The following is a 26,858-nucleotide window of genomic DNA, read 5'->3' as shown; positions in this document are numbered from 1 at the left end:
AGATGCCACCTCTGGGCGTGTAGCCAACCTCCAGCGACTCACGTGATGGGGGTGGGTGGTGGATCACCAACACCTATCCCCTACGCCCTGGGAGGCGCTAAGATTTACTTACCAGGCCGCCGAGGCTACCGGTAGCTTCGGGTCGGTCTTTCGCAAAAGGCTGCGTTTGCTTGAACTTTCGCCTAGTCGGCAGCCGCCCCCACCACGCCCAGCGCTTCATCTACCAGGGCCAGACCCTCCTCGATCACGTCCAGGCCGTACTTGAGTTCCTCGCGGTTGATAACAAGCGGTGGACAAACCCAGAGCATATTGAAGCGGCTGAAGGCGTAGATGTGCTTGGACTTGAGGTAAGCCGCCAACTTCTGCATCTCGGGGGAGGTACCGTTGAAGGGGGCCAGGGGCTCCTTGGTGGCTTTGTCCTTGACCAGCTCGAGCACACTAAACAGCCCGATGTAGCGCACATCACCTACGCAGGCGTACTTCTTGCGCATGGCCTCGAGGCGCTCCCCCAAATACCGGCCCTGTTCCTGGGTGTTTTCGAACAGGTGCTCCTCCTCGTAAACCGCGAGGTTCGCTACGGCGGCGGCGCACGAGACCGGGTGGCCCGAGTAGGTCAGGCCCCCCCAAAGCATGTGGTCTTCGAAGAAATCGGCAATCGGCTTGGAGACAATCACCGCCCCCAGGGGCATGTAGCCGCTGGTAAGCCCCTTGGCGCAGGTCACGATGTCGGGCTTGATGCCGTAGTGCTGCGTGGAGAGCCACTTACCGGTGCGCCCAAAGCCGCTCATCACCTCATCGGTAATGAGGAGAATGCCGTATTTGTCGCATAGCGCCCGCAGCTTGGGGTAGTAGTCGTCGGGAGGCACCAGCAGCCCGTTGGAGCCGGTGATGCCCTCGACCATGATAGCCGCGATGGTGTGGGGGCCTTCCATCTGGATGATTTCTTCGATGTGGCTCACGCACTCGCGCCGGCAGCTATCCGGGGTTTTGCCGAAGGGGCAGCGGTAGCAGTAGGGGTCGAAGGCTCGCACGATACCGGGAATTCCTGGCTCCACCGGCCAGCGCCGGGGGTCGCCCGAAGCGGTCATGGAACCCATGGTAGCGCCGTGGTAGCTGCGGTAGCGGGTAATGATTTTGTCGCGGCCCGTGTAGAGGCGGGCTATCTTCATGGCGTTTTCGTTGGCCTCAGCCCCGCCCAGGCAGAAAAAGGACTTGGCCAGGCCCGTCACTTCGGCCAGTTTCTTGCCCAGTTGCCCCCGGGGCTCGGTGGCAAAGCTGGGGCCTGCAAAGCACAGTTCGTCCACCTGCTTCTTGATAGCCTCGAGTACCTTGGGGTGCTGGTGCCCCACATTGATGTTGATAAGCTGGCTGCTGAAGTCCAGCCACTTGTTGCCATCGCCGTCCCAGAACCACACGCCTTTTGAACGGGTCATGTGGATGGGGTTCGAGGTGCTTTGCACCGACCACGAAAACAAGGTGTAGTCACGGTTCTCCTGGATAACTTCCTTGGATGGGCGTTCCATAAAGGGCCTCCCTTCGGGAATTTCCTTCAATCCTATTTGCCCTGGCAGGGTGAAGCAATGGTCAAAGTGTAAAGTTTGATAAGCGTTCCTTAGTAAATGCAAAAAGTTTTTCAAATTTTGCCACCGCAATGGGCGACGGCGCCACATCGAATGATGTCATCTTTGCTTGAACGCTATGCATATTGTGGAAAGGGTGATGCAGAGACCAGGGGTTAGGGGACGGTGGTTAGAAAGACAAACCCGCACTAACTGCGCCGGGTTGGGTTGGCGGTGAGTTTGAGTTCAATCTTGAGGGTCTGGCTGCCCCGCCGTATGGTCAGGGTCACGTTGTCGCCCACCTCTTTGCTGCGGATATAGCGCTGGAGCTCGGTGACATCGTTGAATTTCCGGCCATCGGCCTCGAGAATCACGTCAAATTCGTAGATCTCCTGCCCGTTCTCTCGGCGAACCGCAAAGCCGCGCAAACCGGCCCGCTCGGCAGCGCCCCCGCGCAGGAGTCCCCGGATCAAAACTCCTTCCTTGGGGATGCGCAGGGTGGCCGCGGTTTCATCGTCAATCTGAAAAAGCTGCACCCCTATGTAGGGCACGTCGCGTTTGCGGCCCGCCTGGAGCTGGCCAATCACCTCACTCAAACCCAGCAGAGGCGACAGGTAGCTTTCAAATACGCCGTTAGGCTGACCAATCGCCACCACGACCGCCACCACCCGCCCGGCCTGGTTGATGACCGGGCCGCCAGAGTCGCCGGGGGCCAGGGGGATGGTGGTGGAGATGGCGATGGAGTTGAAGAAGGGGAAAATGTCACGCTCAACAGTATTGACCAAGCCATAACGTGGGGCGATAAAGGCACCCCTCGAGTTTCCGATAGCTAATAAGGCCTCCCCCACCTGTGGCCCTATGGTGGTCTCGAGGGGCAAAAACGGCACCGGTGCATTCACCCTGGCCCGCAAAATGGCAATATCGCGGAACTCGTCATAACCTACGAGTTCGGCAGGGAACGATTCGTTCTTGGAGTTGACCACCCGAAAACTGCTGGTGTCCTCAATCACGTGATAGGCGGTCATGACCAGCCCATCCGCACTGATAAAAAAACCAGAACCCGTACCTTCGGGAACGGTCTCGATACGCAACGCTGCAGGCAAAGCACGGGTGTAAACCTGCTCGAGGGCGCTTCGAGCTTCGGCGGTCAGGGTTCGGGGCGTCTGTACGGGCTGCGCCTGAATCACCGCAGCCAACATGCCGAGGTAAGCCACTACCGCAAAAATTAGCCAAGAACGCCGCATGTTAGGATCTCCTGTCCGTGCGCTGGGCGCAGCTATGAAAATTAGAGTAGCCTAACAGCGCTTAATTTCGATGTTGGAATGCACACTTTTTTCTCTCATCTACCCATGGATAAAAACCCCCTTCGTGCGAAGGGGGTTCTGGAAGTAAAGGTTTTCGCTGTATCAGGTGTTCGTAGGAGGACGCTCTATCGGCCCGAAAGGCCCCGGTTTATTTCTGCCACCATGGCTGCCACGATTTGAGCCACGTTGGTGTCCGACTTCTGGACGGCCTGCGAAAGGGCATTCCCCCAAGGCCCCCACACCTTACCCATCTCGGGGATGTTGGGCATGGGCGACCCCAACGCAATGGTCGCCGAGAAACCCGCTACCACAGGGTCGTTCCGCAACTGCTGAACTGCCTGCTTGGATACCGGCAAGCGCCCGCCGGCCTTGTTAAAGGCGATCTGGTTCTGGGTTGACACCAGTAGCTTGGCGAAGTTGGCCGCAGCAGTCTTGTTACGCGAGTAGGCGTTCATGGCCACGCCCTGCACCCCCACAAACGGACGCCACTGCCCGCCACCAGGAGGGCTGGGAAGGGGAGCGATTCCAAAGTCAATGTTAGCTTTCTTGTAGTCGCCAATCGCCCAGGGGCCGTTCAAAATCATGGCCAAAGCCCCTTCTTTGAAAGCACTGTCGGCCACGCCGTAGTCCACGCCCTCGGGGATCAGGCGATAGCGGTAGCGCAAGTCTTTGATGAAGTTGACAGCCCGCACCCCTGCATCGCCGCCCAGGCGGGTCTGGCTGGCGTCCACGCCTTGTGCCGTGCGACCAAACACCGAAGCGCCATAGGCTGTAAACCAACCGTAGTTGAAATAGGGGTTGGCCAGGTCGTAAAGGAAGCCAAAGGAGTTACCCTTGGTATTGTCCTGGGCAATCTTGAGAAACTCATCCCAGGTTTTGGGGGCTTCCTTGACCAGCTTTTTGTTGTAAATAAGCGCCACCGACTCGGCAAACATGGGCAAGGCAAAAAGCTGATTGCGGAAGGTGAGGGCCTCTACCGCCACGTCCGAAAGGCTCTGAATATAGCTGCTGGTGGCATATTTGCCCATGGGCTCCAGCACACCTGCCGCCGCCATGGCCCCCACCCAGTCGTGGGGAATGCTCACTACCAGGTCGGCAGCCTGGCCCTGGGGCGCTCCCAAAATAAACTTGTTCTGGATATCACCAAAGGGTACCTCGACAACATCAACCTGGGTTCCGCTGCTCTTGCTAAAGTTGGCCGCAGTTTGCTTGAGCCAGGCCAGTTCAGGGCCGCCGTAGTGCGTCCAGACCGTCAGTTTGCCCTGCGCCATAACTGAGCCCGCCAGACCCAGGGCGGCTATGGCTGCCATCAAAAGACCTTTTTTCATGTCCTCCTCCTCGTTTCAAGCCCGATCCTGTACAGACCAAAACACGGCTTGAACTGTATCTCGACAGCAGTCTCTGGCAGCGTTTCCACCATGTTCACAACGTTACTTTTGGAACAACTGCCTTCTGCGTCAAAGGGTATCTTACTACAATCCGAAGCGAAGTAAAGAGTCTGGAACCACCCCAGGACACAGGCAAAAGTTGCTTCAAGATGTGCGTGCCTGTGCAGTTTTTTGATGAATCTGCTATGAAAACCATGGGGCCTTCACAGGGGATAAATGTCCGGTATCATCGAACCCAAGCCCCGCAGCCTTTCTCCCAAAACCATCGCCCTCAGCACAAAGCGGTGTCCGGTCAGCTTCGAGGAATACACGGCTTAGTGCCTCCCGTCTATGTTTTGGATAATGGCATGATCGAAAATCATTCGGGTATTGCGCCCGGAGCATGATTTTCTAACACAGCCTGGATTCATCTCCAGACCTTATACGGGCGCAACTTAACAAGAACATACCGGAAGATGTCTTCGTCTTAGCCCAGGGCTATCCCCGTGCAAATGCCCCAAATTATGGCTGAAAGTACCTTTTCTGAGCGGTGCTCACAGACACCTATTTGGTTTTTATCTGACGGGTGTCCTGCGCCTCGGTGCATTAGGTGTGAGGGAGGAGTATGGCAGGCATCTGAAAGCCTTTTTGCTGGGCTCATTTCCTGGGCGGCTGGCTGGGGCGCAAATCGAGCTGGCTGGGAATGATGCGGGGGTCGCTTTGCAAAAGGTATAACACCGCCTGGGCAATATCCTGGGGCTGGATTTTCCAAGGAGCGCCGGTGGTGTTGCCGGCAAAAGGGGTGTCTACGGAGCCGGGCAAAATACTGCTGACCCGAATTCCGTAGTATCGCAGATCAAGCATGGAGGCTTCGGAAAAGCCCAGCAGGCCAAACTTACTGGCGTTGTAGGCGGCTCCGTTTGCAAAGGCATTCTTCCCCGCCAATGAACCGATATTGATGATGTGCCCCCCACCTCGCTTCTGCATGGCCGGCACCGCAGCTTTGGTGGCATAAAATGGCCCGGTCAGGTTGGTTTGCAGTACCCGCTGCCACTCCTCGGGCTCGAGTTCGTGAACGGGTTTGAAAATGCCTACCCCGGCGTTGTTGATCAGGTAGTCCAGGCCGCCAAAATGGGCCTCGAGCTGCAATACCGCTTTCTCTACATCCTCGTATCGGGTAATGTCTCCTGGCAGCGCCAGGCTGTTACCCAATTCCCCCGCAAGGCGGGCCAGCTTGGCCTGGCTACGGGCAAACAAACCCACCCCCACCCCATTTGCAACCAGTTGCTTGGCAATCTCGAGGCCTATTCCCGAGGAGGCTCCGGTAACCAGCGCCACTTTTCCACGCAGTTTAGACATAGCCCAATAGTGCCCAAAAAAATCAGGCGAACACAAGGTTCGCCCACACGATTCACCAGCCCTTACTTAGGCTTGTAAATATCCACACCACCGGCTTTTTCCAGGCTCTGCATTAGGAACTGCGCGGTGACCAGAGGTTTGCTGTTGGCATCACCCGGTAGCGTTCCGGCAAAGACCTCGAGCACATCAGCGTAACCATCGCCATCGGAGTCCTTCATAGCCTTGAGGGCTTCGTAGAGGGCATCGCCAATGTTGCCTTTGAAGTTGGCCCGCACTTCGTTTCCAAAAGCGTTCCAGGGAGCCCCTCCGTTCGCGTTAACGTGACAATACTGGCACGTTACCGTGCGCACATCACCGCGGTCGGCCACCAGATTGAACTGCGTAATGGCCTGCAAGCGGTAGGGGCCTCGAGCCAGAACAAACGGCGACAGCATAGCCACCAAAAGCGTAAAAGCCATCAAATACCTTGGCATAAGAGCCTCCGTAGAACCAGTCACCCAATAGGTGTTGGCATAGAGCAACCTGTAGCCGATTAGTGCCCGCGTGGCTCACAGGCTGTTTTCATCTTTTTTCGCACCAAGCACCCTTTATGCTGATGTGCGAAAGTTTTCTTAATGGCGCCGGATGCGGCGCAACAAATCAAGGCTTCGGGCGTTTCGATGGACTCAAAGCGCAGATCTCCCAGGAGAATCGAGTAAAATATCAGGGTAAAACAGTAATCCTACCGTACATGGTTCGGGCGTGGACTATATTGCCCGTATTCAGGCTGCAAATGTACTCTATTTCGCCAGCAATGTTGAAGACCACCTTCACTTTGTTCTCGATTCCTGGAGCCAGGTTGATGGTGGTGAACTGTAGCTCCTGAGGAGTGCCCGGCTTGCTTTGAGCCAGGTGGGTGGTTTGAGTCGGGTCTTCGTTTACAAACTCGATACAACCCCCTTTCTTGATGGTTACATCCGAGGAATTGGTATTGCCTGCCTTGAAGCCTTCTTCGATGGTAAGCGCCCGTACCAGGACACAGGCCTGTGGGTCGCTGGGCTGGCAGGCAGTGAATAAAATAGCAAAAGCAACAGTACAGCTCGCATTAAAACCAGGATACTCGGATGAAACCTCGACCGCCAGTTAACTAAACCGTGAACCATCCTCGTCGTTCATTTAAGTGATGCAAATCTAGCCCTGACATCGCTTCATACTTTGGCCTCCAACTCAAGTTACGCAAGGCTGGGGCGTTTGGATTTGGCGCTTTTTGAAAGAGAAGCTCTTGAGTGGGTAGCGGCTACTCATGAAGGGGCTGCTCTTTGCGGGGCAACCCAAACTTGTGGGCCTCTACCAGCATTCGCAGGGCTTTGCCCCGGTGGGAGTGGGCGGCTTTCTGCTCGAGGGTCATCTCGGCAAAGGTTTTACCCACCTCGGGCAAGTAAAACAAGGGGTCGTAGCCAAAGCCCCACTCGCCCCTGGGAGCCTCGAGGATTTCCCCTTCGGTCTCACCCCGGTAAAGCTCCATGTAGCCATCGGGATAGGCAATCACCACCACCGCCACAAACTTGGCTTTGCGCTCGGCCTTGGGAACTCCCTTGAGGCGCTCGAGCAGGTATACATTCCGCTCAGTGTCGGTTTTTTTGTTACCGTATCGGGCTGAGTAAACCCCAGGCTCCCCCCCTAGGGCTGCGACCTCGAGGCCTGAATCGTCGGCCAGGGTGGGCATACCACTGTGCTTGGCGGCAAAAGCCGCTTTCAACACAGCGTTATCCTCAAAGGTGGAGCCTTCCTCGGGCGGCATTTTGAAGGGATAGTCGAGCAGGGAGAATAGCGTCCAACCCAGGGGAGCGAGCCCTTCCTTAATCTCGCGGTACTTGCCTGGATTGGAGGTGGCTATTAGCAGACGCATCCCAACTATCTTACAGCGCTCTTCACAGACGTGGCTGCCCACGAAAACGAGAAGGTCGGGGCCCAGACCCATGTTACGCACCCAGGCGGCCACTGTTCTGTCCAGGACAAAGGTTTCTTAGTCCCAGATGGCTCGATATTTGTGAAGAGCACCCCACGAGACATGATCAAGAGCCTGTTTCATCCAACCCCGCTCTTCCCACGTCCGGCACCTCATAGCATGAGGCCGGTTTTCCATCAACTGCGATTTTTTAGCTGTCCATGTACCCGACGTACTATCTCGGGAATTTGGGCCAGCCCCAGTTCCAGCATGGCCTGATAGGTTGCTTTGGGCACTGGACGACCCTCACCCGCCCCGTGCAATTCGATGATGTCGCCGGACTGGGTAGCCACTACCGTCAGATCGGCCCAGGCGTTTTCGTCTTCGATCTGGGTCAGGTCGAGCAACAGCGTGTTCTCGCCCATCCAACCTACGCTCACTGCTGCAAACTCGGTCAGGGGCCATTCATCTAGCTTACCCTGATTCACCAGCCGATCCATGGCCACATGCAGGGCGGCATACCCCCCTAGCAGCGAGACCACACGGGTTCCCCCATCGGCCTGGAGCACATCGGCGTCAATCACGACTGTCTTGTTGGGCAGCAAGCTCAGGTCGAGCGCGGCCCGGAAAGCCCGGCCCAGAAACCGCTGAATCTCTGCCGTACGACCCGAAATTTTTTGCCGCTCACGCTCCTTGCGCTCTTTGGTGGAGCGAGGCAACAAGTTGTACTCGGCCATCAGCCAGCCTGACCGTCCCGATACGTGCCGGGGTACCCCCTCGGTGAGGGAAACATTCACCAACACCCGGGTATTTCCCAGTTCTACCAGAGCCGACCCCTCGGCATACTGCACGTAGCCCACTCGAATCGCCAGCGGGCGCAGTTCATGAGCTTGCCGCCCGTCTCTACGCTTCATCTGCGAGACTCTACCACCGCAATGGGATATTTGCCAGTTTAGAAGCAGCCTGGCTTTTCAGCCTCGCCCCCGGGAAACCGTTTGAGTTTTCAAGGGAACTAAGTTGCGCCTGTGTAAGGTTTAGAGATGAATCTAGACTGCGCCAAACAAGAGCTTGCCAGGCTACTCCGGCAAACCCCCTGTTCTCCCACTCCTTCGCAGATACTGCGCAAGAGGGGCATGGGAGTTGTACGCTCCGCCCAAAGCCGCTAGAATAACCCAGCGTGCCGGTGTAGCTCAGCGGTAGAGCACTCGATTCGTAATCGAGCGGTCGTCGGTTCAAATCCGACCACCGGCTCCAATTCCCACGCAAAAACCAGCACTGGCTCAGCCCAACGATTGTTTGATCCAGGGCGCCACATCGGTCAGGCGATGCATTTCTGGCAGATGGTCGGCCCCAGGGCCACAAACCACGAGGGGCACGGGGTTGTGGGTGTGCTGGGTGTGCCAGGGTTCTTCCGCATTACCGTGGTCGGCGGTGAGGATTAGTGTGACTCCGGAGTTGGCGTTCAGGAAGCCATACAGGAACCGATCCAGCTCTATAAAGCGCTCCTCGAGCCTGTCCGGCAAGCGGTGGGCCGAATAATCCAGCGCCCAGTTTTCCAGGATGGTGAGGTGGTGCGCCTGAGCAAGCTGGGCAAAGCGCCGGCCTGCGGCTTCGGGTTCGGGCCAGAAAGCAGGTAAAAGTGCTTGGGGATGATCAATGGGAAGCAGCTCCAACCCGGCCATCCTGGCAGCAAAGCCAAAGGCCGAAAGCAAGTTGCGACGGCTGTTCACCACCCGTTCCAGGTATTCCCGCCGGTAGCCGTTGGCGTGCAGAACCCGCAAACCCTGCCGGGCAGCCCAGACCTGGAGGCTTTCCTGCTGCAACAACACTTGCAGCCTACTCAGTGGATGCGGACCCTGGTGGTAGCCCAGCCACTGGGCCGCATTGAGCCCGGTCAGCAAAGCGGTCTGGCCAGTCCCCGACTGGGGCAGGCCCTCCACCCCAAGCCTGGCGTCCAGAACGCGATAGGCCAGGTGGGGCTGGCTGAAGGGCTGCTGGCTAAATCCACCGCTCAAGACGCGTAGGGTGGGCAAATCCAAGCGCTGAAGTGGACTTCGGGGGTCGTCCGTAAGCCCGAAGCCATCCACGAACATGAAGGCCAGCACCAGGGCATTGTGCGCTCTTGGCACAGAAAGGTCAAACCCGTAGGTGGGGGGGCCGAAAGCTCAAAGCAACGCCTACCGCGAATAGCCGATATACACAGCCCCCCATCCTGCCCATGACCCAACTTGCGACCTACGACACAACCAGTCCGGCTTTGAAGAGCGCAAGATAGTAAGCGAAAGGAGCCATGCTATGCCTATACGCACAGCCAACGCGGTCTGGAAAGGTACGCTGAAGGAAGGCCGGGGCCACCTGAAGCTGGAAAGTGGGGTGTACGAAGGCCCTTACACCTGGGCCTCGAGGTTTGCCGATGCCAGCGGAACCAACCCCGAGGAACTGATTGGGGCAGCCCATGCAGGCTGCTACGCCATGTTTCTTTCAGCTTTGCTCACCAACAACAACACCCCACCCGAAGAACTGAACGCCACGGCCAGGGTACACCTGGGCGAGGGCCCTACCATCACTAAAATCGAGCTGCATTTGGTGGCCAAGGTGCCCGGTATTGACGCGAACAAGTTTCAGGAGCTAGCTCAAGAGGCCAAGACCAAGTGCCCCATCTCCAAAGCCCTGGCGGCAGTTCCGGAAATTAGCCTCGAGGCCCGGTTGGCCTGAGTGCTCCTAGCTACCGAAAGCCCCTCATACCGTCTTTACTTGAAGGCCCAAGGAGGTAGAAAGGAAGGTTTGTACCATACTTTGTTTGAAAACTTTGCATACCGCAGGAACGGTTAAGCAGGCAGAAGGGGTTAGGGCGTACCGACTGTATACCCTGTGGCCAGGACACAGTAAAGGGCCATCGGGCCCGGCCGACGCCGGTACTCAAGGGAGGTGGAGAACCGCTTACACCACCAGCGAGATACGGCGTGGGAGAGGGTGTCTCAAGCAGCCGAAAGGGGGCGGTGAAGCCGATGTGCTTGCGGATTCTGAGCCTCCTGTGGCCCGTGTTGCGCTCGGCTAGAAAGTTCTCAGCGAATCCCCAGGCTCTGCTCAAGCTAATCCGAGGGTTGTGATAAAAGCCCAATGGCCCAGGCTTTTTTCGTTTTCCCCTTTCCCTCTCCCCTTGCGGGTAGGGGTGGCGACACCGCTGGCCAGTTTGGTGCTGATTTTGCCGAATAAAGCATTTCTGACGGTAACCCAGCGTCAACGGGTGAGGGGTCGCAACAACGATGTCCGCAAATGATAAGAGCCTGCCCGATGGCCCTTGGCACTTGGCCCTCGAGACCTGCGATGCGATAGAATCACCTGGTTTTGTCACAAGGAAAAAGCCGACTATGATCATCCCTCCCCTCCCCACCCCCTTCGACCAGACCGGCCACCTCGATGCAGAAGCCTTCCGCGACCTTGCCCAGGCCATCGAACCCCATGTGGATGGGCTGCTGTTTTACGGTTCCAACGGCGAAGGCGTCCACCTGACCCGCGAGGAACGGGCTGCGGGCCTGGCCATCCAGACCCCCCGGAAGCCTGCCATGGTGGGCTTAATGGAAGAGACCCTGGCCCAGGCGGCCATTGCCCTGAGCGAAGCCGAGAGCCTGGGTGCTAAGGTGCTGGTCACACCTCCCCGCTACTACGAGGCCAACCTGGGCAACGATGGACTGTTGCGCTACTTTGGGGGCATTGCCGATATGGGCAAGGCCGAGGTCTGGCTCTACCATGTGCCCGCAAACACCAAAGCCCCGCTGCCCCTGCCGGTAGTGGCCGAGCTGGCCAAGCACCCCAACATTGGGGGCCTCAAAGACTCGAGCGGGGAACTGGCCCGCATGGCCTTTTATGCTTCGCAAAAACTGGCCCTCGAGCTCTACACCGGCCATGCCCCCACCTTCCTGGGGGCCCTGGGGCTGGGCGCCAAGGGGGGCATCCTGGCGGTTTCCAACCTGGCCCCCAAGCCGTACAAAGAGATGCTCACGCTCTGGCAGGCCGGCAAGGTCGCCGAGGCCCAGGCCCTGCAAGCCGAGGTAGAACCCTTTGGCCGGGTGCTGGCCCAGGGCGGTTTTGTGCTGCTCAAGCAGGCCCTGCGCCATCTGGGTCTGCCTGGGGGCTACCCCCGCCCTCCCTACCCCAGCGAAAGCCCGGTCTGGCCCGCCTTCAAGCCCATCCTGGAAGAGTTCCGGGCCCGGGGCTGGACGGTGGGTTAAGGGGTTCTAAAGGAAATAACCCAGCATCAGGAACCCGCATCCGGTAAGCTCGTGGTGGAGGCAATCATGAAACGTGTTTTGGTATGGGCATTGTGGGGTCTGGCCTTGATACTCGGGGCTTGCGTACCGCAGGCCGTGCGGCCCCAGGCGCCGCAGGTAGAGCTTTTGCAGTTCAGTCTGGTCTCGATTGACCCTTTCAGCGGGCGGGGCGAGTTCGACGTGCGCCTGCGCCTGACCAACCCCAACGGCTTCACCCTGCCCTTGCTGGACAGCACCGTAACGGCAGAGTTGGGCGGTTCGCAGTTTCGCCTGACCCTGCCTGCCCTGGAAATCCCCTCGGGGGCCAGCCGCGACGCCAGCACCCGGCTGGTGGTGCCTATTGTGGAGGGTACGCGGGCACTGGCCAGCCTGGTGAGTGGGCAGAACACCCGCTTCCGTTTGTTGGGTGAGCTGCGGGTTCAACTGGGCCCGGCGGTGGTACCGATTGGGCCCGTGACCCTGGTAGACCGCGATGTGCGCATTCAGTTTGCCTTCCAGCTCCCGACCATTCGGCTGGCCGAGATTCGCCTGGATGGGCTGGCCATCCGGCTGGTGCTGGAGGTGGAGAACCCCAACCCCATCGGCTTCACCCTGGAAGGCCCCCTGCGCGTTCTGATCGGCGGGCGCAGCGTGGCCGAGAGTGCTTTCAACCTGGGCTTGGGCCCCAACGGACGCAACCGAGGCGAGCTGCGGCTTGCGCTCTCGGGACTGCCGGGCGTGGGCGGCGTGAGTGTGGATTTGGGGCTTAGCGCCCGCATTCCGGGTATCCTGGATCGTTCGGTGGCACAGATGCTACAGGGCATCCTGCGCTGAGCAGGGCTTGCTTCAGTTCTTTCAGGGTAGACACCTGCTTGAGCACCGGGTGCAGCTCCGGGTTGGCCGGGAAATACCGGTAGAGCACCTTGCGAAGCTGACGGAGGCCGTGAAACTCGCCGTACCACTGCACATTTAGCTCGGCGTGGCGCAGCGCGGTCTGTATGCGCTCCGGGAGGGACGGGGCCGGTACCCTGGAGGCGATTTGGCGAAAAATCCAGGGGTTGCCCACCGCTCCGCGGCCAATCATCACCCCGGCCACCCCGGTCTGGAGGCACGTGTGGAACTGCTCGGGGGTGGTTACGTCGCCCGAGCCCAGCACCGGCACCCGCACGGCCTCCGCCACCCGGCCTATGGCCTCCCAGTTGGCCTGGCCCTCGTAGCGCTGGCGGCTGGTACGGCCATGCACGGTGAGGAGGGCCACCCCGGCGGCCTCGAGGCCCTGGGCAATCTCCAGGCTCCGGTCTTCGTCCCAGCCCAGGCGCATCTTGGCGCTGACCTCGAGCCGGGTTCCCTGGCGCATGGCCCGCACCAGCTCGAAGGCCCGCTCGGGGGTTTGCAGCAAGCAGGCCCCGCCCCGCCCGGCCAGCTTGGGCGCCGGGCAACCCATGTTCAGGTCTATCGCCACTGGTGAAAAAAGCGCCTCGGCTTTGGCAGCGGCCTCGCACAGTACGTCGGGGTCGTCGCCAAAGAGCTGCACCACCAGGTTGGGCTCCCCCGGATACGGTGCGCCCAGCTCGGTGGATTTGCGCTCCCCAGCCAGCAAGCCCCGGGCCAGCACCATCTCGCTCACCGTCCAGGCGGCTCCGTGCTCCAAGGCCAGCCTGCGAAAGGGGGCATCGGTGTAGCCCGCCATGGGGGCCAGCACGGCCCGGGCGCTCTGGAGCCTTTCTCGGTAAAAGGCGGTTTTGGGCGTTGTCGTCGTGGTCACAACCTGTACAGTCTAAGGGATAGCTCTATTCCAGCGTACCCACCGCCCGCTCGGCCACCCTGACCAGTTCGCCGGAGCGAATGAGCTCGCACAGGCGCAACAGCTCGGGCTTCAGGTAGCGGTCGCGATCCAGGTGGGGGATTTCCTGCCGGATGCGTTGCCAAACTGCCTCCACCCCCTTGCCAGGCCGAAGGGGGGCGTGAAAGTCCAGGGCCTGGGCCGCCGAGGCCAGCTCGATGGCCAGCACCCAGAGGGTGTTCTCGAAGATGCTGCGGGCCTTGCGGGCCCCGATGGTGCCCATGGAGACGTGGTCTTCCTGGTTGGCGCTGGTGGGGATGGAGTCCACCGAGGCCGGATGCGCCAGCACCTTGTTCTCGCTCACCAGCGCGGCAGCGGTGTACTGGCTGATCATCAGCCCCGAGTTCAGCCCGCTGCCCTCGGCCAGAAAGGCCGGCAGGCCCGAGAGGGCCGGGTTCAACATCTGCTCGATGCGCCGCTCGGAGATGTTGGCCAGCTCGGCCAGGGCGATACCGGCGTAGTCGGCGGCCAGGGCCAGCGGCTGGCCGTGGAAGTTGCCCGCCGAGAGGGTGCGCCCTTCCTCGGGCAGCACCAGGGGGTTGTCGGTCACGCTCTGCATCTCCCGCCGCACCACCTCGAGCACGTGTGTAAGGGCGTCGCGGCTGGCCCCGTGCACCTGGGGGGCGGCCCGCAGGCTGTAGGCGTCCTGAATCTTGTCGCAGTCTATGTGTGAGCGCATGATCTCGGAGTCCTGCAATAGCTTACGCACGTTGGCGCTGGTGGCGGCCATGCCCGGGTGGGGGCGCAGCCGGGCCACGGCTTCGTCGAAGGGGCGGTGGCTCCCCTTGAGGGCCTCCACGCTCATGGCCACGGCGATATCGGCGGTTTTGAGCAGCACCTCGGCGTCCAGGAGCAAGAGGGCCAGCAGGGCGGTCATGGCCTGGGTGCCGTTGATCAGGGCCAGGCCCTCCTTGGCCTGAAGCTCGAGGGCCTCCACCCCGTAAACCCGCAGCACCTCGCCTGCAGGCTGCACCCGGCCCCGGTGGAGCACCTCGCCCTCACCGATCAGCGGCAGACACATGTGGGCCAGGGGGGCCAGGTCGCCCGAGGCCCCCACCGAACCCTGCGAGGGCACCAGCGGTAGGATGTCCTGGTTCAGAAACCACAAAAGCCGCTCCACTACCTCCACCCGCACCCCGGAGTAGCCCAGGGCCAGGCTCTGGGCCCGCAACAGCAGCATGCCCCGCACTACTTCGGCGGGGAACGGCTCCCCCACCCCAATGGCGTGCGAGAGCAGCAGGTTGCGCTGCAGGAGCTTCAGGTCAGCGGCGGCAATCCGCACGCTGGCCAGCTTGCCGAAGCCGGTGTTAAGGCCGTACACCGGCTCGTTTTGAACACAGAGCTGTTCGACAAAAGCACGGCACCCTTCAAGGCGCTCTTTGGCGGCTGGGCTCAGGCCCACGGGCGCTTTTTCACGTACCACCCGGCGGAAAGCCTCGAGGTCCAGCGTCCTATCCAGTTCAACCATGGCTCCTCACTTGACCTACAACCGGTTGAGGTTGTATATACAAGTGAGAGGATAAACCGTGAAATACCTGCGCGTCAAGGAAGCCGTCTTGCAGGAGCTGGGCAAGGCCGCCCCAGGGTTTCCCCTCTCGGAAAACAGCCTGGCCCGGCGCTTTGGGGTGAGCCGCATGACCGCGCGGCGGGCTTTGCAGGAACTCGAGCGCGAGGGCTACCTCTTGCGCCGGCAGGGCAAGGGCAGCTTCCCCACCGAGCGGCGCTTCAGCCAGGGCTTCCTGCGGGTACGCCCCTTCTACGAGTTCGCCCGCGCCCAGGGGGCTACCCCTAAAACCCAGGTGCTCACCGCCGAACTGCGCCCCACCCCGGCGGAGGTGCGCCAGAAGCTGGGGGTTTCAGAGGCTCTGTATGTGGAGCGGCTGCGCTTTCTGGACGATGAGCCGGTGCAGCACGAGGTGCGCTACCTGCACCCGGCGCACTGCCAGGGCCTGCTACAGCACGACCTGACCCGTGAGTCCATCCACGACCTGCTGGTTCACACCCTGGGCCTGCCCCTCACCAGGGTCTGGCAGCGGCTGGAGGCAGTGGCCCTGCCCAACCCCCTGGCCGCCCTGCTGGAGCAGCCCCCCAATGCCCCGGCCCTGCGCCTCGAGCGCCTCACCTACACCTTTGAAACCCCTATCACCTGGGTGGAGTACCTGATGCGGGCCGACCGCTACTACCTCGAGGACACCTTCATTCCCCAAGGAGAACGACCATGACCTACAAAGCCCCCCTAGGCCCCCGTACCGCCAAAGGCTGGATTCAGGAAGCCGCCAAGCGGATGCTCCTCAACAACCTCGACCCCGAAGTGGCCGAGAAACCCGAGGAACTCGTGGTGTACGGCGGGCGCGGCAGGGCCGCCCGCAGTCCCCAGGATCTGCAACGCATTCTGGCGGTGCTGGAGCGGCTCGAGAACGACGAAACCCTCTTGGTGCAGTCCGGGCGGGCGGTGGGCGTGTTCAAAACCCAACCTCTGGCCCCCCGTGTAATCATCGCCAACTCTAACCTGGTGCCCCAGTGGGCTACCTGGGAGGAGTTTGACCGGCTCGACCGGCTGGGCCTGATGATGTACGGCCAGATGACCGCCGGAAGCTGGATCTATATCGGCACCCAGGGCATCCTGCAGGGCACCTACGAGACCTTTGCCGCCGCCGCCCGCAAGCACTTTGGCGGTACGCTAAAGGGCACCATCACGGTCACGGGCGGGCTGGGGGGCATGGGCGGGGCCCAGCCCCTGGCGGTCACGCTGAACGGCGGGGTGGCCCTCTGCGTGGAGATTGACCCGGAGCGTATCCAGCGCCGCCTGGAGACCCGCTACCTGGACCTGCGGGCCGACTCCCTGGACGAAGCCCTCCGGCTGGCCGAGGAAGCCAGACGCAAAGGCCAGGCCCTCTCCATTGGCCTCCTGGGCAACACGGCGGAGGTGCTGCCGGAGATGGTGCGCCGGGGCTTCACGCCGGAGCTGGTGACCGACCAGACCAGCGCCCACGACCCCCTGTACGGCTACATCCCCATCCTGAGGGCCGACGAAGACCCGGCCCTCCTGCGCCAGCGCGACCCCCAGGGCTACAAGGAACGGGTACTGCACGACATGGCCACCCACTGCCGGGCCATTGTGGAGATGCAGAAAAAAGGCGCGGTGGCCTTCGACTACGGCAACAACCTGCGGGCTTTTGCCAAGCTGGGGGGCTTCGCGGAGGCCTTCAGCTACCCCGGCTTTGTGCCGGCCTTCATCCGCGACCAGTTCTGCGAAGGGCGGGGGCCTTTTCGCTGGGTGGCCCTTTCCGGTAAGCCGGAAGACATCTACAAGACCGACCAGGCCGTCCTGAAGCTTTTTCCCGAGGACGAAGGGCTCTACCGCTGGCTCAGCGAAGGGGTAAAGAAGTTCAAGTTCCAGGGCCTCCCCGCCCGCATCTGCTGGCTGGGCTACCGGGAGCGCGACCAGGCCGGCCTGCTGTTCAACGAGATGGTGCGAAAGGGCGAACTCGAGGCCCCCATCGTGATTGGCCGCGACCACCTGGATGCGGGCTCGGTAGCCTCCCCTTACCGCGAGACCGAGGCCATGAAGGACACCTCCGACGCGGTGGCCGACTGGCCCATTCTGAACTTTGCCCTGAACGCGGTCTCGGGGGCGGCCTGGGTCAGCTTCCACCACGGCGGCGGGGTGGGCATGGGCTACAGCCTGCACGCCGGGCAGGTCACGGTGGCCGACGGCAGCGAGGAAGCCGCGTACCGGCTTGAGCGCGTCCTGACCAACGACCCCGGCACCGGGGTGATGCGCCACGCCCATGCAGGCTACGAAGAAGCGAAGGAAGTGGCAAGAAATCGAGGCTTAGACCTCGCAGGCTGGGAGAAGGAGCAATAGCCCCTCCCCCCTGGCGGGGGAGGTTGGGAGGGGGTAGTGAGCCGAAGGTGAATGCCGTTGACATTGCCTCGTGCACATTTACGAGTTCTGCGAACTCGACACCCTCACCTTAACCCTCTCCCACAAGGGGAGAGGGAACTAAGGGCACTATGAATCAAGTCTTTGTTGGGATATCTGAGCTATACACGCCCCAGCGCAGGCTCGAGCGTGCCGCTTTCGCCGTCCAGGATGGGCGTTTTGTCTGGGTGGGGGCCGAGGCCGAACTGCCGGAGGCCTACCATCTTTGGCCCCGCACCGAGCTGGGCGGGCGTGGGGCAGTGCCGGGCCTGGTGGACGCCCACACCCATCTGGTCTATGGCGGCGACCGGCTGGGCGAGTACCTGCAACGTGCTCGAGGCGAAAGCTACGAGGCCATCCTGGCTGCGGGGGGCGGGATTTATTCAACGGTGCGGGCCACCGATGCCGCTTCGGAAGATGAACTGTACGCGTGGGCGCAAGCTCGAGCCGCCCTCTTCCTGGCCCAAGGGGTAACCGCCATAGAAATCAAGAGTGGCTACGGCCTTGTTCCCGAAGCCGAACTCAAGATGCTGCGGGTAATCCGGCGGCTCGAGGAACACCTACCGCAGCATGTGTTCGCCACGCTCCTGGCGCACGTAATCCCCAAAGGCTGGGAGCGCAGCCGGTACATAGAGATGTTCTGCCAGGAGCTTATTCCCGAAGTAGCTAGAACTGGGCTGGCCGAGGCGGTGGATGTGTTCTGCGACGAGGGTGCATTCACTCTGGACGAAACCCGACAAATCCTGGAGGCGGCCCTTTCGCATAACCTTCGGATCAAACTCCACGCCGAGCAGATTGTCCATACCGGGGCCACCCGGCTGGCGGCGGCGCTGGGGGCGCTCTCGGCAGATCACCTCGAGCAGTCCACTCCCGAAGACTGGCGTGCCCTGGCCGCCTCAGGCACGGTGGGGACGGTGCTCCCCGGCGCGGCGGTCATCCTGCGCAAGCCCTTCCCCAATGCCCGGGCCATGTGGGATGCGGGCGTGAGGGTGGCCATTGCCACCGACCATAACCCCGGCAGCAGTCCGTTCTACAGCCCCTGGCTGGGCATGCAACTGACCGTGTCCCTCGGGCGGCTTTCCCTCGAGGAGGCCTTGATGGCGCATACCGAAAACGCAGCCCTGGCCCTGGGGCGGGCCGATTTGGGCAAGATTGAGCCCGGAGCCCGGGCCGACTTTGTGGTGGTGGACTCACCTCATGCCCTCATGCCGCTATACCAATGGGGCCATACCCCGATTCACGCGGTCTACGTGAGCGGCAGACAGGTTTTTCCCACTGTTTAAGCGCCCCTCTTCGTCTGGTACACTCACCTCGGCTGTGAGCGCAATACAGGTTCGAGATACTTTTGTAGAGGTTCCGGGCGGCCAGGTCTTTGTGCGGCAGTGGGATACAGGCCAGCCCGAAAAAGCCCCCCTGGTGCTGCTGCACGACTCCCTGGGGTCGGTGGAGCTCTGGCGCGGGTTTCCGGCTGCGCTGGCCCAGGCCACCGGACGCACGGTGTGGGCCTACGACCGCCTGGGTTTTGGACGGTCCTCGCCCCGAACCGAACCGCCTTCGCTGGGCTTTATCCTCGAGGAGGCCCAGACCTACTTCCCTGCCGTCGCCGAGAGGCTCGAGCTGGACCCGTACATCCTCTTTGGGCACAGCGTGGGGGGCGCCATGGCCCTGTGCATCGCCGCCCATCAGCCCGCTCGCTGCCGCGCGGTGATTACCGAGTCGGCCCAGGCCTTTGTGGAAGAGCGCACCCTCGAGGGCATCCGGGCCGCCCAGCAGAGCTTCCAGAACCCCGCCCAGTTCGCCCGCCTCACCCGCTGGCACGGTGAAAAAGCCCGCTGGGTGCTGGAAGCCTGGACAGGCGTCTGGCTCTCGCCGGCGTTCCGGGGCTGGACGCTGGAGCCCTGTTTGAAGGCGGTGCACTGCCCCGTGCTGGCCCTGCACGGCGACCGTGACGAGTATGGCTCCACGGCCTTCCCAGAGCGCATCGTACAGGGGGTGCAAGGCCCCGCCCGCATGGAAGTGCTGCATGACTGCGGTCATGTGCCCCACCGCGAAAAGGAGCCCCTGGTGCTGGGGCTGGTGGAGGATTTCCTGCGGAATGTATAGCGCACTTCACAGACGTTGCCGCTCGTACAGGCGGCAACAGGTTTGTGTACGAAAAAGGATTCGCAGTCCTCGATGGCTCAGTTTAATGATGGCTGCTCTAACGACGAAGTTCAGCAGCGGGGCCGGCTGCAAAGACTTCATACCTCGGAAAGTCGTGATGCCGGCCCCGTCTGCTGCAACGTTTTGTTCGGCGGCGCACCATCCAGCCAGGCGTTATGGCGTTCCGTCGCCGGGTGGTCGAATGCGCACGCGGCCGGCCTCCGCAGTGATAATGGCTCCCCGTGTCAATTCATCCCCATATTGCGTGAGCACTTGCTGGCATATCGCGCCTTGCTGGCGCACGCTGATGTTGACGAGACGCACGATGCCGCAGTGCGGCAAGCTGCGTCGGATCGCCAGTTCCCCGAAATCCTTGTCCACCGTGATGAGCACGCGCTGTTCTCGGTGCGCCTGCGCCAGGATGTCTTCATCACCTGGATCCTGCGTCAGATCGCCGGTTCACAGCACGTCATGGCCGGCTGCCTGAAGTTCAGCCTTGGCGCCGCCCCAAACGCAAGTATCGAGCTACAACTTCGTGCGGCAGACTCGATTTTGAGAGGCTCGATTCGCTCATGGCCGACCATGCGACGCGCATAGACCAGGCACGCCTGGATGTCTTCCTTTTCCAGCCAGGGGTAGCCCTGCAGCAGGAGTTCGGGCGTGTCGCCGGCCGCAATCATCCCCAGGACATGTTCGACCGCTAGTCGGCGGCCGCGGATGATGGGCTTGCCGCTGAAGATGTTCGGATTCACAGTGATACGTTCGAGAAGCTTCAGTTCGTCCATTGTTTCGCCTCCCACAGCGCACTCGGCGTAAGAGTTGTGGTTCTGCTTCTCGGTCTCACAAGGATCACCGTGCTTGAACCTCCTCGTACTCTTCCTGAGAAGCAAAGACATGCCTTAGTGTGCTACTTGATCTAAACCCCGAGATGTGAAAAAAGAGGGGGTGCTATGCACTCAGATCGCGCTCGCCTGACCTGCACATGTTGCTCGCAGCGCCAAAACCGCCTCACTCGACGCCCAGCAAGCGCAGTTTCTCGGCCTCCATGGCCGACAATACCAGCCCTTCTATTGCCTTTGGAAGCCGTTTTCGCTGCCAGATGCGCTCCTGGTTCATGGCAGCCACGTCACCTGCACTGGCCGCCTGTACCGCCTTGATCGCATAAATAGCAGCCCCCAGCGAGTGATCGGCCATATGGGCCGTCGCCACCGCTTGACCTGCCGCTCGAGCCGCCGCTATTGCTGCTTCATGCAAGGCAGCTCGAGCCGCCGTATGAGCTGCCACACTCGCCGCACGGGCCTGACCGACGCTGACCTCTCCCCTGGCCCAGGCCCGTCCCATCTCTATGGCCTTTTGGGGCCGGTCGTCTTGTGGATACAGCCTGGTAAACATGGGCAACACATGCTCTGCACAGTCAGCAGCCCAGGCTGCCAGCAAGCGATGCCGGTCAAGATCCAGCAATCCCCCTCGGTGCACAGCCTTGAAGCGTGGGTCTCGCATGTGTTTGCATTATTGCAAAGAACCTCGACGCATCGGGCCCAAGCCATTAGGCTAGAGCCGATGAATTGGCTCTCAAACATCCGTGTGGTGCTGGTGGGCAGCCAGGAGCCCATGAACGTGGGGGCAGCCGCCCGCGCCATGCAAAACTTTGGCATCTCGGACTTGTGGCTGGTGGCCCCCGAGCCACGGGTGCGCGAGGATTTGGCCCTGCACCCAGGGGGCTCGATGGCCTACCGATTGGCGGTACACGCCGAAGAGATTCTGGACAACCTCAAGGTAGTGCAAGCCCTCCCCGAGGCCGTTGCGGAGGCCCGGCTGGTGGTGGGTACCACCGTGCGGGAGCGAGAAATCTACACCGGGCCGGTAGTAGACCCCAAACGCATGGCACAGCGCGTAGCCGGGGTAGCGCCACAGGGTAAGGTGGCCCTGGTCTTCGGGCGCGAAACCTCGGGCCTCACCACCGACGAACTCGACCTCTCCCAACTGATTGTGCGCATCCCCACTTCGCCCAAACAGCCCAGCTTGAACCTGGCCCAGGCGGTCTTGTTGCTTTGCTACGAGGTCTTTGGTGCCTCCCTCAACCCTCCTGAGCCTGCTCCGGGTGAACTGGCTGAACAGGCGGCTCTACAAATGCTGTTTGACGATATTCGCGAGTACATTTTGCGCATCGGCTTTACCGATGAAAACCGTCTTCCATACGCCGTGCGGCGCTTCCGCCGTCTGATTCACAAAGCCAACCTGACCCCTGGAGAGGTGCAGTTTTTGCGAGGATTTTTGCACCAAAGCCGCTGGTATGCCCAGCACGGACGCCGCAAAACCGACCCAAGCCCCTAATACTGCTATCTTTTGGCTATGGAGTCCGGCCCCAGTTTATACCGCCTGATCAAGTTATATCGCCTGATTTTACCGCTGGCGATTGCCCTGGTGGTGGTGCTATTTGAGCTTTCCCTCGAGCCTTACCAGGGCCAGCCGGTGGCCTTCTGGCTGCGCATGGGGTTTTATGGCCTGGTGGGGCCTCTGGTTACCTGGATGACCCTGGAGTGGATTGCCCAGCAGGTACAAGACCGTGAGCGGGCTCAAAGAGCCGTTGAGGCGGCCAACCGGCGGCTTGAGGCCATCGGCAACATCCTCAAGCGGGCCTCGGCAGCCGACAACCTCGAGCAGGCCCTGGCCTCGGTGGTGCAGGAGGTGGCCCAGGCGCTGGGCATGGAGGCCTCGCTGACCCTCGAGGGGGTGCGGGCCACCTCCCCAGGCTTCCAGAGTACCCGTTCCCTCTACGAAGTGCCCTTACCCGGCATGGACGGGAAGCTCGAGGTGGCCCTGCTCCGCCCCCTCTCGGGCGAGGAGCAGGGTTTCCTGGAGGTGCTGGTAGCCGAAGTGGCCGGGGCGCTCGACTCGGTGCGGGCCCGCAGCCGCGATCTACTCACCCTCTACGAAGTAGACCAGGCCCTGCGGGCCGAGGCCAACCTGGGCCGGCTCCTGGAGCGGCTGATGGAGCGCATTCTGGCCTGGGCCGGGGCCAGCGGGGGCGGGGTGTTGTTGCTGGATGAGGAGAACTTCCTGCAGCCCCAGGTGCTGCGGAACCTCGAGCTGCCCCCCTACGCCTTTATGCCCGAGCAACACTGGAAGGAAGCCCTGGAAGCCCCCGTATTTGTGCGGGACAACCTGCTGGCGTTGCCGCTGCGCGAACAGACCGCCATTGGCCTGCTACTGGTTCAGGGTGAGGCCGAAAACCTGCGCCAGAGGCTACCTTTTTTGCGCTTTCTGGCCGCCCAGGTTACCCTGGCCGTTCGCAATGCCCAGGCTTATCTGCGGGCCGAGGAGCTGGCCCTCACCGAGGAACGCAACCGCATTGCCCGCGAAATACACGACGGCATCGCCCAGGCCCTGGCCTTCATGGCCCTCAAACTCGACCTGGCCGAACGGCTTCTGAAAACCGACCCCATTCGCGCGACCGAAGAACTCCAGCAGGTCAAGGAGACCCTGCGGGGCCAGATACGCGAGGTACGGCGCAGCATATTTGCCCTGCGGCCCATCGATCTGGAGCGCTACGGCTTTCTCGAGTCGGTGCGGCGCTACGCCACCGCTTTTGCCGAGCAGGCGGGCTTCCGGGTGCGCCTCAGCCTGCCGGAAAAAATCGAGCTTTCGCAGGCCTCCGAGCTGGTATTTTTCCGGATTTTGCAGGAGGCCCTGACCAATGCAGCCAAGCACGGCAGGCCTGGGCTGGTGCAAATCAAGCTTACCCCCCTGGGCGAGCGGGGCGGCGTACTGGAGATTAGCGACAACGGAAAAGGCTTCAAGGCCGGAGGCTCGGCCAGCGGTATGGGTGGCTTTGGTCTGACCCAGATGCGTGAACGGGTCGAGGCCCGGGGTGGACGCTTTTCGGTCGAATCGGTGGAAGACCACGGTACAACGGTGCGCGCTGAACTGCCTTCTTGATGGCTGAAGGCATGAAGTCACCCTTGCGCAATCGCTACGGCACACAGCGAAGCGCTCGGCTGCGTCCCTGCGGCGGCACCACCACCTGGTACTCTGCCTGCAAATCCACGATTCGGCCCGAAAGTTTGATCAGGACTAGCGTTTCACGATCCCGCGCCTTTTCCCAGTTGGGCAGGCTGCTGGCATAGCTGGCCGATTCATTGGGCAGCAGCAAGCGAATGCGTCCGTTCTGTACAGCCCCCACGTGAAAAGCTGCCGGTTTGGCGAAGTCGGGGATTTTGTCGTAGGGTGCTTTGAGGTTGGCCTCGGCCCAGACCCGGCTGGCCGCCACATAGACGGTTCCGGCGGGGTCGCTTACCCGCAACTCGTGCAGACAGCGCCGGGCCTTGGGGTCTTCATCGAGCAGTTTGGCCAGGTAAGGGGGCGCATCGCTCCGGTCAATCAGCGCCTTTCGCGCCAGGTACATATAGCCAAGGTAGGGGTTGACCGGATTGCGAGCAGTGCCCAGCTTGAAAACCGTGGGCCCAATGGTAATCACAGGGTTGGCCCAGCCCTCTACCCGAACCGGGGTACGGATGCCCAGATCCACCTGGGCCAGGTTGATAAACAGGTCGTCGAAAACCGCATAGGAGGTGTCGTTCTGGCTGACCATCCGCAGGTACAGGCCGTTCGCGGTCTGGGGAAACCTGACCTCGAGCAGGTAGCGCCCCAGGATGCCGGTCTCGTTGAAACGCACCCCTTTGGGCTCGAGGAGGCTCCGCAACTCACTCACCCGCAACAGCGCGGGTTGCTGCACCCCTCCAACCGCCCAGGGCACCGAGCCCACACCATCCTGTGCGAGGGTCCAGGCCAGCCCCATCGCTCCCACCCAGGCTATGCTTTTCTTCATCCCTTGCCCCCTGTAGCCAGGTCGTCCCTGGTAAGCGGTTCTATGGTCAAAGACCTTCCCGTTGCCTTGTTTCTCTCCCAACTGACCTGAGCAGGTCAAATATGCGGGCTTTTAGCTTTCGGCTTTGCGCCTTTAGCCACCACAAACAGCCCAGGACAACGCCAGCACTACCCTAAACTTCAATCGGTCTGCCCCACTCCGCCAAAAAAGCCGCTTTGCCGCGTTCGCGCAGGGCCTGACCCAGGCTTTGCAGTTTGTCCACTTCGCCATGTACCAGGGCTATACGCTTCTCGCTGTCCAGCCAGTCCAGCAGTTCATCGCGGCCCGCGTGGCCCGAAAAGCCCCCCAGGGTATAGGTTCTGGCCCGCACCCGCACGGTCTCACCAAACATCCGCACCGTCTCGGCGTTGTGGATGAGCAGCTCGCCCAGGCCACCCCTCGGCTGGTAGCCGGTGATGATGACCGCATTTTTCGCGTCAGGCAGGCCGTGGCGCAGGTGGTGCAGGATGCGCCCGCCCGAGAGCATCCCGTTACCGGCAATAATGATGAGTGGCCCTTTCATCAAGTTAAGGGCCTTGGACTCCTCCACACCCTGGGTGTAGTCGAGGCGTTTGGGCCGGAATGGGTCGAGCCCGTGCGAGTAAATGTGCTGCACTTCGGTGCTAAAGAAGTCCCGCACTTTGGGGTAGATCTCGCTGATTTTGGAAGCCATGGGCGAGTCTACAAACACCGGGACGATGGGAATGGCCTCCCGCTGCTCGAGCTCGCGGATATAAAACAGAATTTCCTGGGTGCGCTCGAGGGCAAAAGACGGAATGAACACCTTGCCCTCCTGACTCAGCACTTCGTTCAAAATGTCGGCGAATTCCTCGAGGGTAGCGGCAAAGGGGCGGTGGGAGCGGTCGCCATAGGTTCCTTCGCAGAGCACCAAATCGGCCTGTGCGGGGTAATCGGGGTCGGTGAGTACATCCTTGCGCCGGTGTCCCAGGTCGCCGCTGAAAATCAGGGTCTTGCCGTTCGCTTCAAGCTGAATGAAGGCGCTCCCCGGCAGGTGACCCGCATCCCGCAGGCGGAATCGAAAGGGCCCCAGGCTCTGGGTTTGATAGAAAGCCACCTCTTCCAGGCGGCCATAAAGCTCCGCCAGATCCTTTTCATCCCAGGGCAGGGGGGGCACCTCGCGGCCTTTGCGCTCCAGACGCTCGCGCTCTTCCTGCATTAGCTTGAGTGAATCCTCCAGGATTACCGGCAGAATCAGATGGGTGGGCTCGGTCACGTACACCCGCCCCGGGTAGCCCTGCCGAATCAGCAAGGGCAAGCGGCCTATGTGGTCATTGTGCGCATGGGAAATCAGGACTGCATCAATGCTTCGGGGCTCAAAGCCAAAAGGCTCCTCGTTGCGCTCCTCGTCGGCTCCCTGGTAGGCCCCACAATCGAGCAACAATCTGAAGTTCTGATGTTCGACCAGATGACAGCTACCGGTTACGGTCTGAGCTGCACCAAAGGGGGTAATTTGCATGAACGTACTGTACCAGACTGGTTGAAACCCGCTTGTACGCCCAAAGGGGGTGATGATGCTTTTGCCTTTCTTACGGCCTTTATTCGTCTTGACAGCCCCCTTTCTGTGGTGTAACCTTACGACTTGGACGAGGTTCAACCCCTTAGTCCAGAGCAGCCATCGGAAGGACAACAAGCCGGGCCACCCTAGCTCAACTGGTAGAGCACCCGACTTGTAATCGGAAGGTTGTCGGTTCAATTCCGATGGGTGGCTCCAACAAGGGCAGGTGGCCGAGTGGTTAAAGGCGACAGACTGTAAATCTGTTCTCTTCGGAGTACGATGGTTCGAATCCGTCCCTGCCCACCAATGCGCTTTCCGGGCGCGCCGAGCGGCTGGTGCCGGGTGCTAATAGGCCGTGAAAAGCCTCAAGTTACGACACCGGACGTTCATCGGCGCCGAAGCGCCAAATGCGGGAATAGCTCAGTTGGTAGAGCATCTGCTTCCCAAGCAGAGGGTCGCGAGTTCGAGTCTCGTTTCCCGCTCCAGAAGCGCTATGTGCGCGAACACCACAGGTGCTCGGGTAGCTCAGCTGGTAGAGCACACCCTTGGTAAGGGTGAGGTCGTCGGTTCAAGCCCGATCCCGAGCTCCAAACCCACACCGCCCGTCCACCGCTGCGGGCGGTGTGTTCCTGAAAGGGCAATACCATAGCGGAAGCCAAAGGAGGCAACACGAATGGCGAAAGGCGTATTTGAGCGCACCAAACCCCACGTCAACGTGGGAACCATCGGACACGTAGATCACGGGAAGACCACCCTCACGGCGGCCATTACCTTTGTGGCGGCGGCGGCCAACCCCAAT

At 61.2% G+C, this 26,858-nt stretch carries 25 protein-coding genes and 5 tRNA genes; 15 read left to right on the top strand and 15 right to left on the bottom strand.

The window, feature by feature from the left end:
* Positions 1-182: 182 nt before the first annotated feature.
* From J3L12_RS12085 to rph, 7 genes are all read right to left on the bottom strand, one after another.
* A complete protein-coding gene (locus tag J3L12_RS12085) occupies positions 183-1,523 on the bottom strand; it encodes an aminotransferase class III-fold pyridoxal phosphate-dependent enzyme (protein WP_208015310.1) in 1,341 nt (446 codons plus the stop codon).
* Positions 1,524-1,768: 245 nt separating this feature from the next.
* Positions 1,769-2,803, bottom strand: a complete 1,035-nt coding sequence (locus J3L12_RS12080; protein WP_208015309.1) for a S1C family serine protease — start codon at positions 2,801-2,803, stop codon at positions 1,769-1,771.
* A gap of 185 nt (positions 2,804-2,988) precedes the next feature.
* The gene (locus tag J3L12_RS12075) at positions 2,989-4,191 is read right to left on the bottom strand and encodes a maltose ABC transporter substrate-binding protein (RefSeq protein ID WP_208015308.1); all 1,203 of its coding nucleotides are present in this window, start codon (positions 4,189-4,191) and stop codon (positions 2,989-2,991) included.
* 696 nt (positions 4,192-4,887) lie between these two features.
* Complete coding sequence (locus tag J3L12_RS12070) at positions 4,888-5,589, bottom strand: SDR family oxidoreductase (protein ID WP_208015307.1); 702 nt, start codon at positions 5,587-5,589, stop codon at positions 4,888-4,890.
* Positions 5,590-5,651: 62 nt separating this feature from the next.
* A complete protein-coding gene (locus J3L12_RS12065; protein ID WP_208015306.1) occupies positions 5,652-6,062 on the bottom strand; it encodes a thrombospondin type 3 repeat-containing protein in 411 nt (136 codons plus the stop codon).
* 803 nt (positions 6,063-6,865) lie between these two features.
* Entirely contained in the window at positions 6,866-7,477 is a 612-nt protein-coding gene (gene rdgB / locus J3L12_RS12060; RefSeq protein WP_208015305.1) for an RdgB/HAM1 family non-canonical purine NTP pyrophosphatase, read from the bottom strand.
* A 236-nt stretch (positions 7,478-7,713) separates the two neighbouring features.
* A complete protein-coding gene (gene rph, locus J3L12_RS12055) occupies positions 7,714-8,430 on the bottom strand; it encodes a ribonuclease PH (RefSeq protein WP_208015304.1) in 717 nt (238 codons plus the stop codon).
* Positions 8,431-8,695: 265 nt separating this feature from the next.
* Between rph and J3L12_RS12050 the strand changes: the two genes are divergently transcribed.
* Positions 8,696-8,770, top strand: a tRNA-Thr gene (locus tag J3L12_RS12050).
* 26 nt (positions 8,771-8,796) lie between these two features.
* On the opposite strand, the gene J3L12_RS12045 is transcribed toward J3L12_RS12050, so the two are convergent.
* Positions 8,797-9,621 (bottom strand): metalloenzyme, encoded by an 825-nt coding sequence (locus tag J3L12_RS12045; protein ID WP_347708893.1) that lies wholly within the window; start codon positions 9,619-9,621, stop codon positions 8,797-8,799.
* A 190-nt stretch (positions 9,622-9,811) separates the two neighbouring features.
* Here J3L12_RS12045 and J3L12_RS12040 point away from each other — a divergent pair, with 190 nt between their 5' ends.
* The 3 genes from J3L12_RS12040 to J3L12_RS12030 all read left to right on the top strand — a co-directional run bounded on the left by J3L12_RS12040 (position 9,812) and on the right by J3L12_RS12030 (position 12,600).
* Positions 9,812-10,231, top strand: a complete 420-nt coding sequence (locus J3L12_RS12040) for an OsmC family protein (RefSeq protein WP_208015303.1) — start codon at positions 9,812-9,814, stop codon at positions 10,229-10,231.
* Between the two features lie 656 nt (positions 10,232-10,887).
* The gene (locus tag J3L12_RS12035) at positions 10,888-11,748 is read left to right on the top strand and encodes a dihydrodipicolinate synthase family protein (RefSeq protein WP_208015302.1); all 861 of its coding nucleotides are present in this window, start codon (positions 10,888-10,890) and stop codon (positions 11,746-11,748) included.
* 66 nt (positions 11,749-11,814) lie between these two features.
* Positions 11,815-12,600, top strand: coding sequence for a hypothetical protein (locus J3L12_RS12030; protein ID WP_208015301.1), 786 nt, complete (start codon positions 11,815-11,817; stop codon positions 12,598-12,600).
* On the opposite strand, the gene J3L12_RS12025 is transcribed toward J3L12_RS12030, so the two are convergent.
* Both J3L12_RS12025 and hutH read right to left on the bottom strand, forming a co-directional pair.
* Complete coding sequence (locus J3L12_RS12025; RefSeq protein WP_347708892.1) at positions 12,533-13,531, bottom strand: tRNA-dihydrouridine synthase family protein; 999 nt, start codon at positions 13,529-13,531, stop codon at positions 12,533-12,535. The genes J3L12_RS12030 and J3L12_RS12025 overlap by 68 nt on opposite strands.
* A 25-nt stretch (positions 13,532-13,556) precedes the next feature.
* The gene (gene hutH, locus J3L12_RS12020; protein WP_208015300.1) at positions 13,557-15,077 is read right to left on the bottom strand and encodes a histidine ammonia-lyase; all 1,521 of its coding nucleotides are present in this window, start codon (positions 15,075-15,077) and stop codon (positions 13,557-13,559) included.
* Positions 15,078-15,135: 58 nt separating this feature from the next.
* On the opposite strand from hutH, the gene J3L12_RS12015 reads away from it, so the two are divergent.
* The 4 genes from J3L12_RS12015 to J3L12_RS12000 all read left to right on the top strand — a co-directional run bounded on the left by J3L12_RS12015 (position 15,136) and on the right by J3L12_RS12000 (position 19,637).
* The gene (locus J3L12_RS12015; RefSeq protein WP_208015299.1) at positions 15,136-15,831 is read left to right on the top strand and encodes a GntR family transcriptional regulator; all 696 of its coding nucleotides are present in this window, start codon (positions 15,136-15,138) and stop codon (positions 15,829-15,831) included.
* Positions 15,828-17,477, top strand: a complete 1,650-nt coding sequence (hutU, locus tag J3L12_RS12010) for a urocanate hydratase (protein WP_208015298.1) — start codon at positions 15,828-15,830, stop codon at positions 17,475-17,477. The genes J3L12_RS12015 and hutU overlap by 4 nt, the downstream gene beginning before the upstream one ends.
* A gap of 149 nt (positions 17,478-17,626) precedes the next feature.
* On the top strand, positions 17,627-18,817 hold the full coding sequence (gene hutI, locus J3L12_RS12005; RefSeq protein ID WP_208015297.1) for an imidazolonepropionase: 1,191 nt from the start codon (positions 17,627-17,629) through the stop codon (positions 18,815-18,817).
* 34 nt (positions 18,818-18,851) lie between these two features.
* Positions 18,852-19,637, top strand: coding sequence for an alpha/beta hydrolase (locus J3L12_RS12000; RefSeq protein WP_347708891.1), 786 nt, complete (start codon positions 18,852-18,854; stop codon positions 19,635-19,637).
* A gap of 213 nt (positions 19,638-19,850) precedes the next feature.
* Here the strand turns inward: J3L12_RS12000 and J3L12_RS11995 are convergent, their stop codons facing one another.
* From J3L12_RS11995 to J3L12_RS11985, 3 genes are all read right to left on the bottom strand, one after another.
* Entirely contained in the window at positions 19,851-20,096 is a 246-nt protein-coding gene (locus J3L12_RS11995) for a DUF5615 family PIN-like protein (RefSeq protein WP_243455194.1), read from the bottom strand.
* A gap of 26 nt (positions 20,097-20,122) precedes the next feature.
* Positions 20,123-20,461 (bottom strand): DUF433 domain-containing protein, encoded by a 339-nt coding sequence (locus J3L12_RS11990; protein WP_208015295.1) that lies wholly within the window; start codon positions 20,459-20,461, stop codon positions 20,123-20,125.
* Between the two features lie 223 nt (positions 20,462-20,684).
* Positions 20,685-21,176 (bottom strand): putative immunity protein, encoded by a 492-nt coding sequence (locus tag J3L12_RS11985; protein ID WP_208015294.1) that lies wholly within the window; start codon positions 21,174-21,176, stop codon positions 20,685-20,687.
* Between the two features lie 60 nt (positions 21,177-21,236).
* Between J3L12_RS11985 and J3L12_RS11980 the strand changes: the two genes are divergently transcribed.
* Together J3L12_RS11980 and J3L12_RS11975 are read left to right on the top strand one after the other, a co-directional pair.
* On the top strand, positions 21,237-22,010 hold the full coding sequence (locus J3L12_RS11980) for an RNA methyltransferase (protein WP_208015293.1): 774 nt from the start codon (positions 21,237-21,239) through the stop codon (positions 22,008-22,010).
* 18 nt (positions 22,011-22,028) lie between these two features.
* Entirely contained in the window at positions 22,029-23,615 is a 1,587-nt protein-coding gene (locus J3L12_RS11975) for a sensor histidine kinase (protein ID WP_208015292.1), read from the top strand.
* Positions 23,616-23,649: 34 nt separating this feature from the next.
* On the opposite strand, the gene J3L12_RS11970 is transcribed toward J3L12_RS11975, so the two are convergent.
* Together J3L12_RS11970 and J3L12_RS11965 are read right to left on the bottom strand one after the other, a co-directional pair.
* Positions 23,650-24,504 carry a hypothetical protein gene (locus J3L12_RS11970; RefSeq protein WP_243455190.1) on the bottom strand — a complete coding sequence of 285 codons (855 nt, stop codon included), beginning with the start codon at positions 24,502-24,504 and terminating at the stop codon, positions 23,650-23,652.
* A gap of 172 nt (positions 24,505-24,676) precedes the next feature.
* Positions 24,677-26,020, bottom strand: coding sequence for an MBL fold metallo-hydrolase (locus J3L12_RS11965; RefSeq protein WP_208015291.1), 1,344 nt, complete (start codon positions 26,018-26,020; stop codon positions 24,677-24,679).
* A gap of 179 nt (positions 26,021-26,199) precedes the next feature.
* On the opposite strand from J3L12_RS11965, the gene J3L12_RS11960 reads away from it, so the two are divergent.
* The 5 genes from J3L12_RS11960 to J3L12_RS11940 form a co-directional block, all read left to right on the top strand.
* Positions 26,200-26,275, top strand: a tRNA-Thr gene (locus tag J3L12_RS11960).
* Positions 26,276-26,279: 4 nt separating this feature from the next.
* A tRNA-Tyr gene (locus J3L12_RS11955) sits at positions 26,280-26,365 on the top strand.
* Positions 26,366-26,468: 103 nt separating this feature from the next.
* Positions 26,469-26,544: transfer RNA gene (locus J3L12_RS11950), tRNA-Gly, on the top strand.
* 29 nt (positions 26,545-26,573) lie between these two features.
* Positions 26,574-26,649: transfer RNA gene (locus J3L12_RS11945), tRNA-Thr, on the top strand.
* Between the two features lie 83 nt (positions 26,650-26,732).
* Positions 26,733-26,858: GTP-binding protein (locus J3L12_RS11940; protein ID WP_240631362.1), on the top strand; the 126-nt coding region annotated here is incomplete at its 3' end.

Origin of the sequence: Meiothermus sp. CFH 77666 (assembly GCF_017497985.1) — a bacterium.
Taxonomy (GTDB): domain Bacteria; phylum Deinococcota; class Deinococci; order Deinococcales; family Thermaceae; genus Meiothermus.
The sequence above is the reverse complement of the archived record's forward strand: the minus strand, read 5'-3'. Positions and strand labels throughout refer to the sequence as shown.

Coding starts and splice junctions, on each gene's coding strand:
- hutH (WP_208015300.1), bottom strand. CDS start 15,077: ATGGTTGAACTGGATAGGACGCTGGACCTCGAGGCTTTCCGCCGGGTG.
- J3L12_RS11965 (WP_208015291.1), bottom strand. CDS start 26,020: ATGCAAATTACCCCCTTTGGTGCAGCTCAGACCGTAACCGGTAGCTGT.
- J3L12_RS11990 (WP_208015295.1), bottom strand. CDS start 20,461: ATGGACGAACTGAAGCTTCTCGAACGTATCACTGTGAATCCGAACATC.
- J3L12_RS12035 (WP_208015302.1), top strand. CDS start 10,888: ATGATCATCCCTCCCCTCCCCACCCCCTTCGACCAGACCGGCCACCTC.
- J3L12_RS12030 (WP_208015301.1), top strand. CDS start 11,815: ATGAAACGTGTTTTGGTATGGGCATTGTGGGGTCTGGCCTTGATACTC.
- J3L12_RS12065 (WP_208015306.1), bottom strand. CDS start 6,062: ATGCCAAGGTATTTGATGGCTTTTACGCTTTTGGTGGCTATGCTGTCG.
- hutU (WP_208015298.1), top strand. CDS start 15,828: ATGACCTACAAAGCCCCCCTAGGCCCCCGTACCGCCAAAGGCTGGATT.
- hutI (WP_208015297.1), top strand. CDS start 17,627: ATGAATCAAGTCTTTGTTGGGATATCTGAGCTATACACGCCCCAGCGC.
- J3L12_RS12040 (WP_208015303.1), top strand. CDS start 9,812: ATGCCTATACGCACAGCCAACGCGGTCTGGAAAGGTACGCTGAAGGAA.
- J3L12_RS12075 (WP_208015308.1), bottom strand. CDS start 4,191: ATGAAAAAAGGTCTTTTGATGGCAGCCATAGCCGCCCTGGGTCTGGCG.
- J3L12_RS11975 (WP_208015292.1), top strand. CDS start 22,029: ATGGAGTCCGGCCCCAGTTTATACCGCCTGATCAAGTTATATCGCCTG.
- J3L12_RS11980 (WP_208015293.1), top strand. CDS start 21,237: ATGAATTGGCTCTCAAACATCCGTGTGGTGCTGGTGGGCAGCCAGGAG.
- J3L12_RS12070 (WP_208015307.1), bottom strand. CDS start 5,589: ATGTCTAAACTGCGTGGAAAAGTGGCGCTGGTTACCGGAGCCTCCTCG.
- J3L12_RS12080 (WP_208015309.1), bottom strand. CDS start 2,803: ATGCGGCGTTCTTGGCTAATTTTTGCGGTAGTGGCTTACCTCGGCATG.
- J3L12_RS11985 (WP_208015294.1), bottom strand. CDS start 21,176: ATGCGAGACCCACGCTTCAAGGCTGTGCACCGAGGGGGATTGCTGGAT.
- rdgB (WP_208015305.1), bottom strand. CDS start 7,477: ATGCGTCTGCTAATAGCCACCTCCAATCCAGGCAAGTACCGCGAGATT.
- rph (WP_208015304.1), bottom strand. CDS start 8,430: ATGAAGCGTAGAGACGGGCGGCAAGCTCATGAACTGCGCCCGCTGGCG.
- J3L12_RS11970 (WP_243455190.1), bottom strand. CDS start 24,504: ATGAAGAAAAGCATAGCCTGGGTGGGAGCGATGGGGCTGGCCTGGACC.
- J3L12_RS12085 (WP_208015310.1), bottom strand. CDS start 1,523: ATGGAACGCCCATCCAAGGAAGTTATCCAGGAGAACCGTGACTACACC.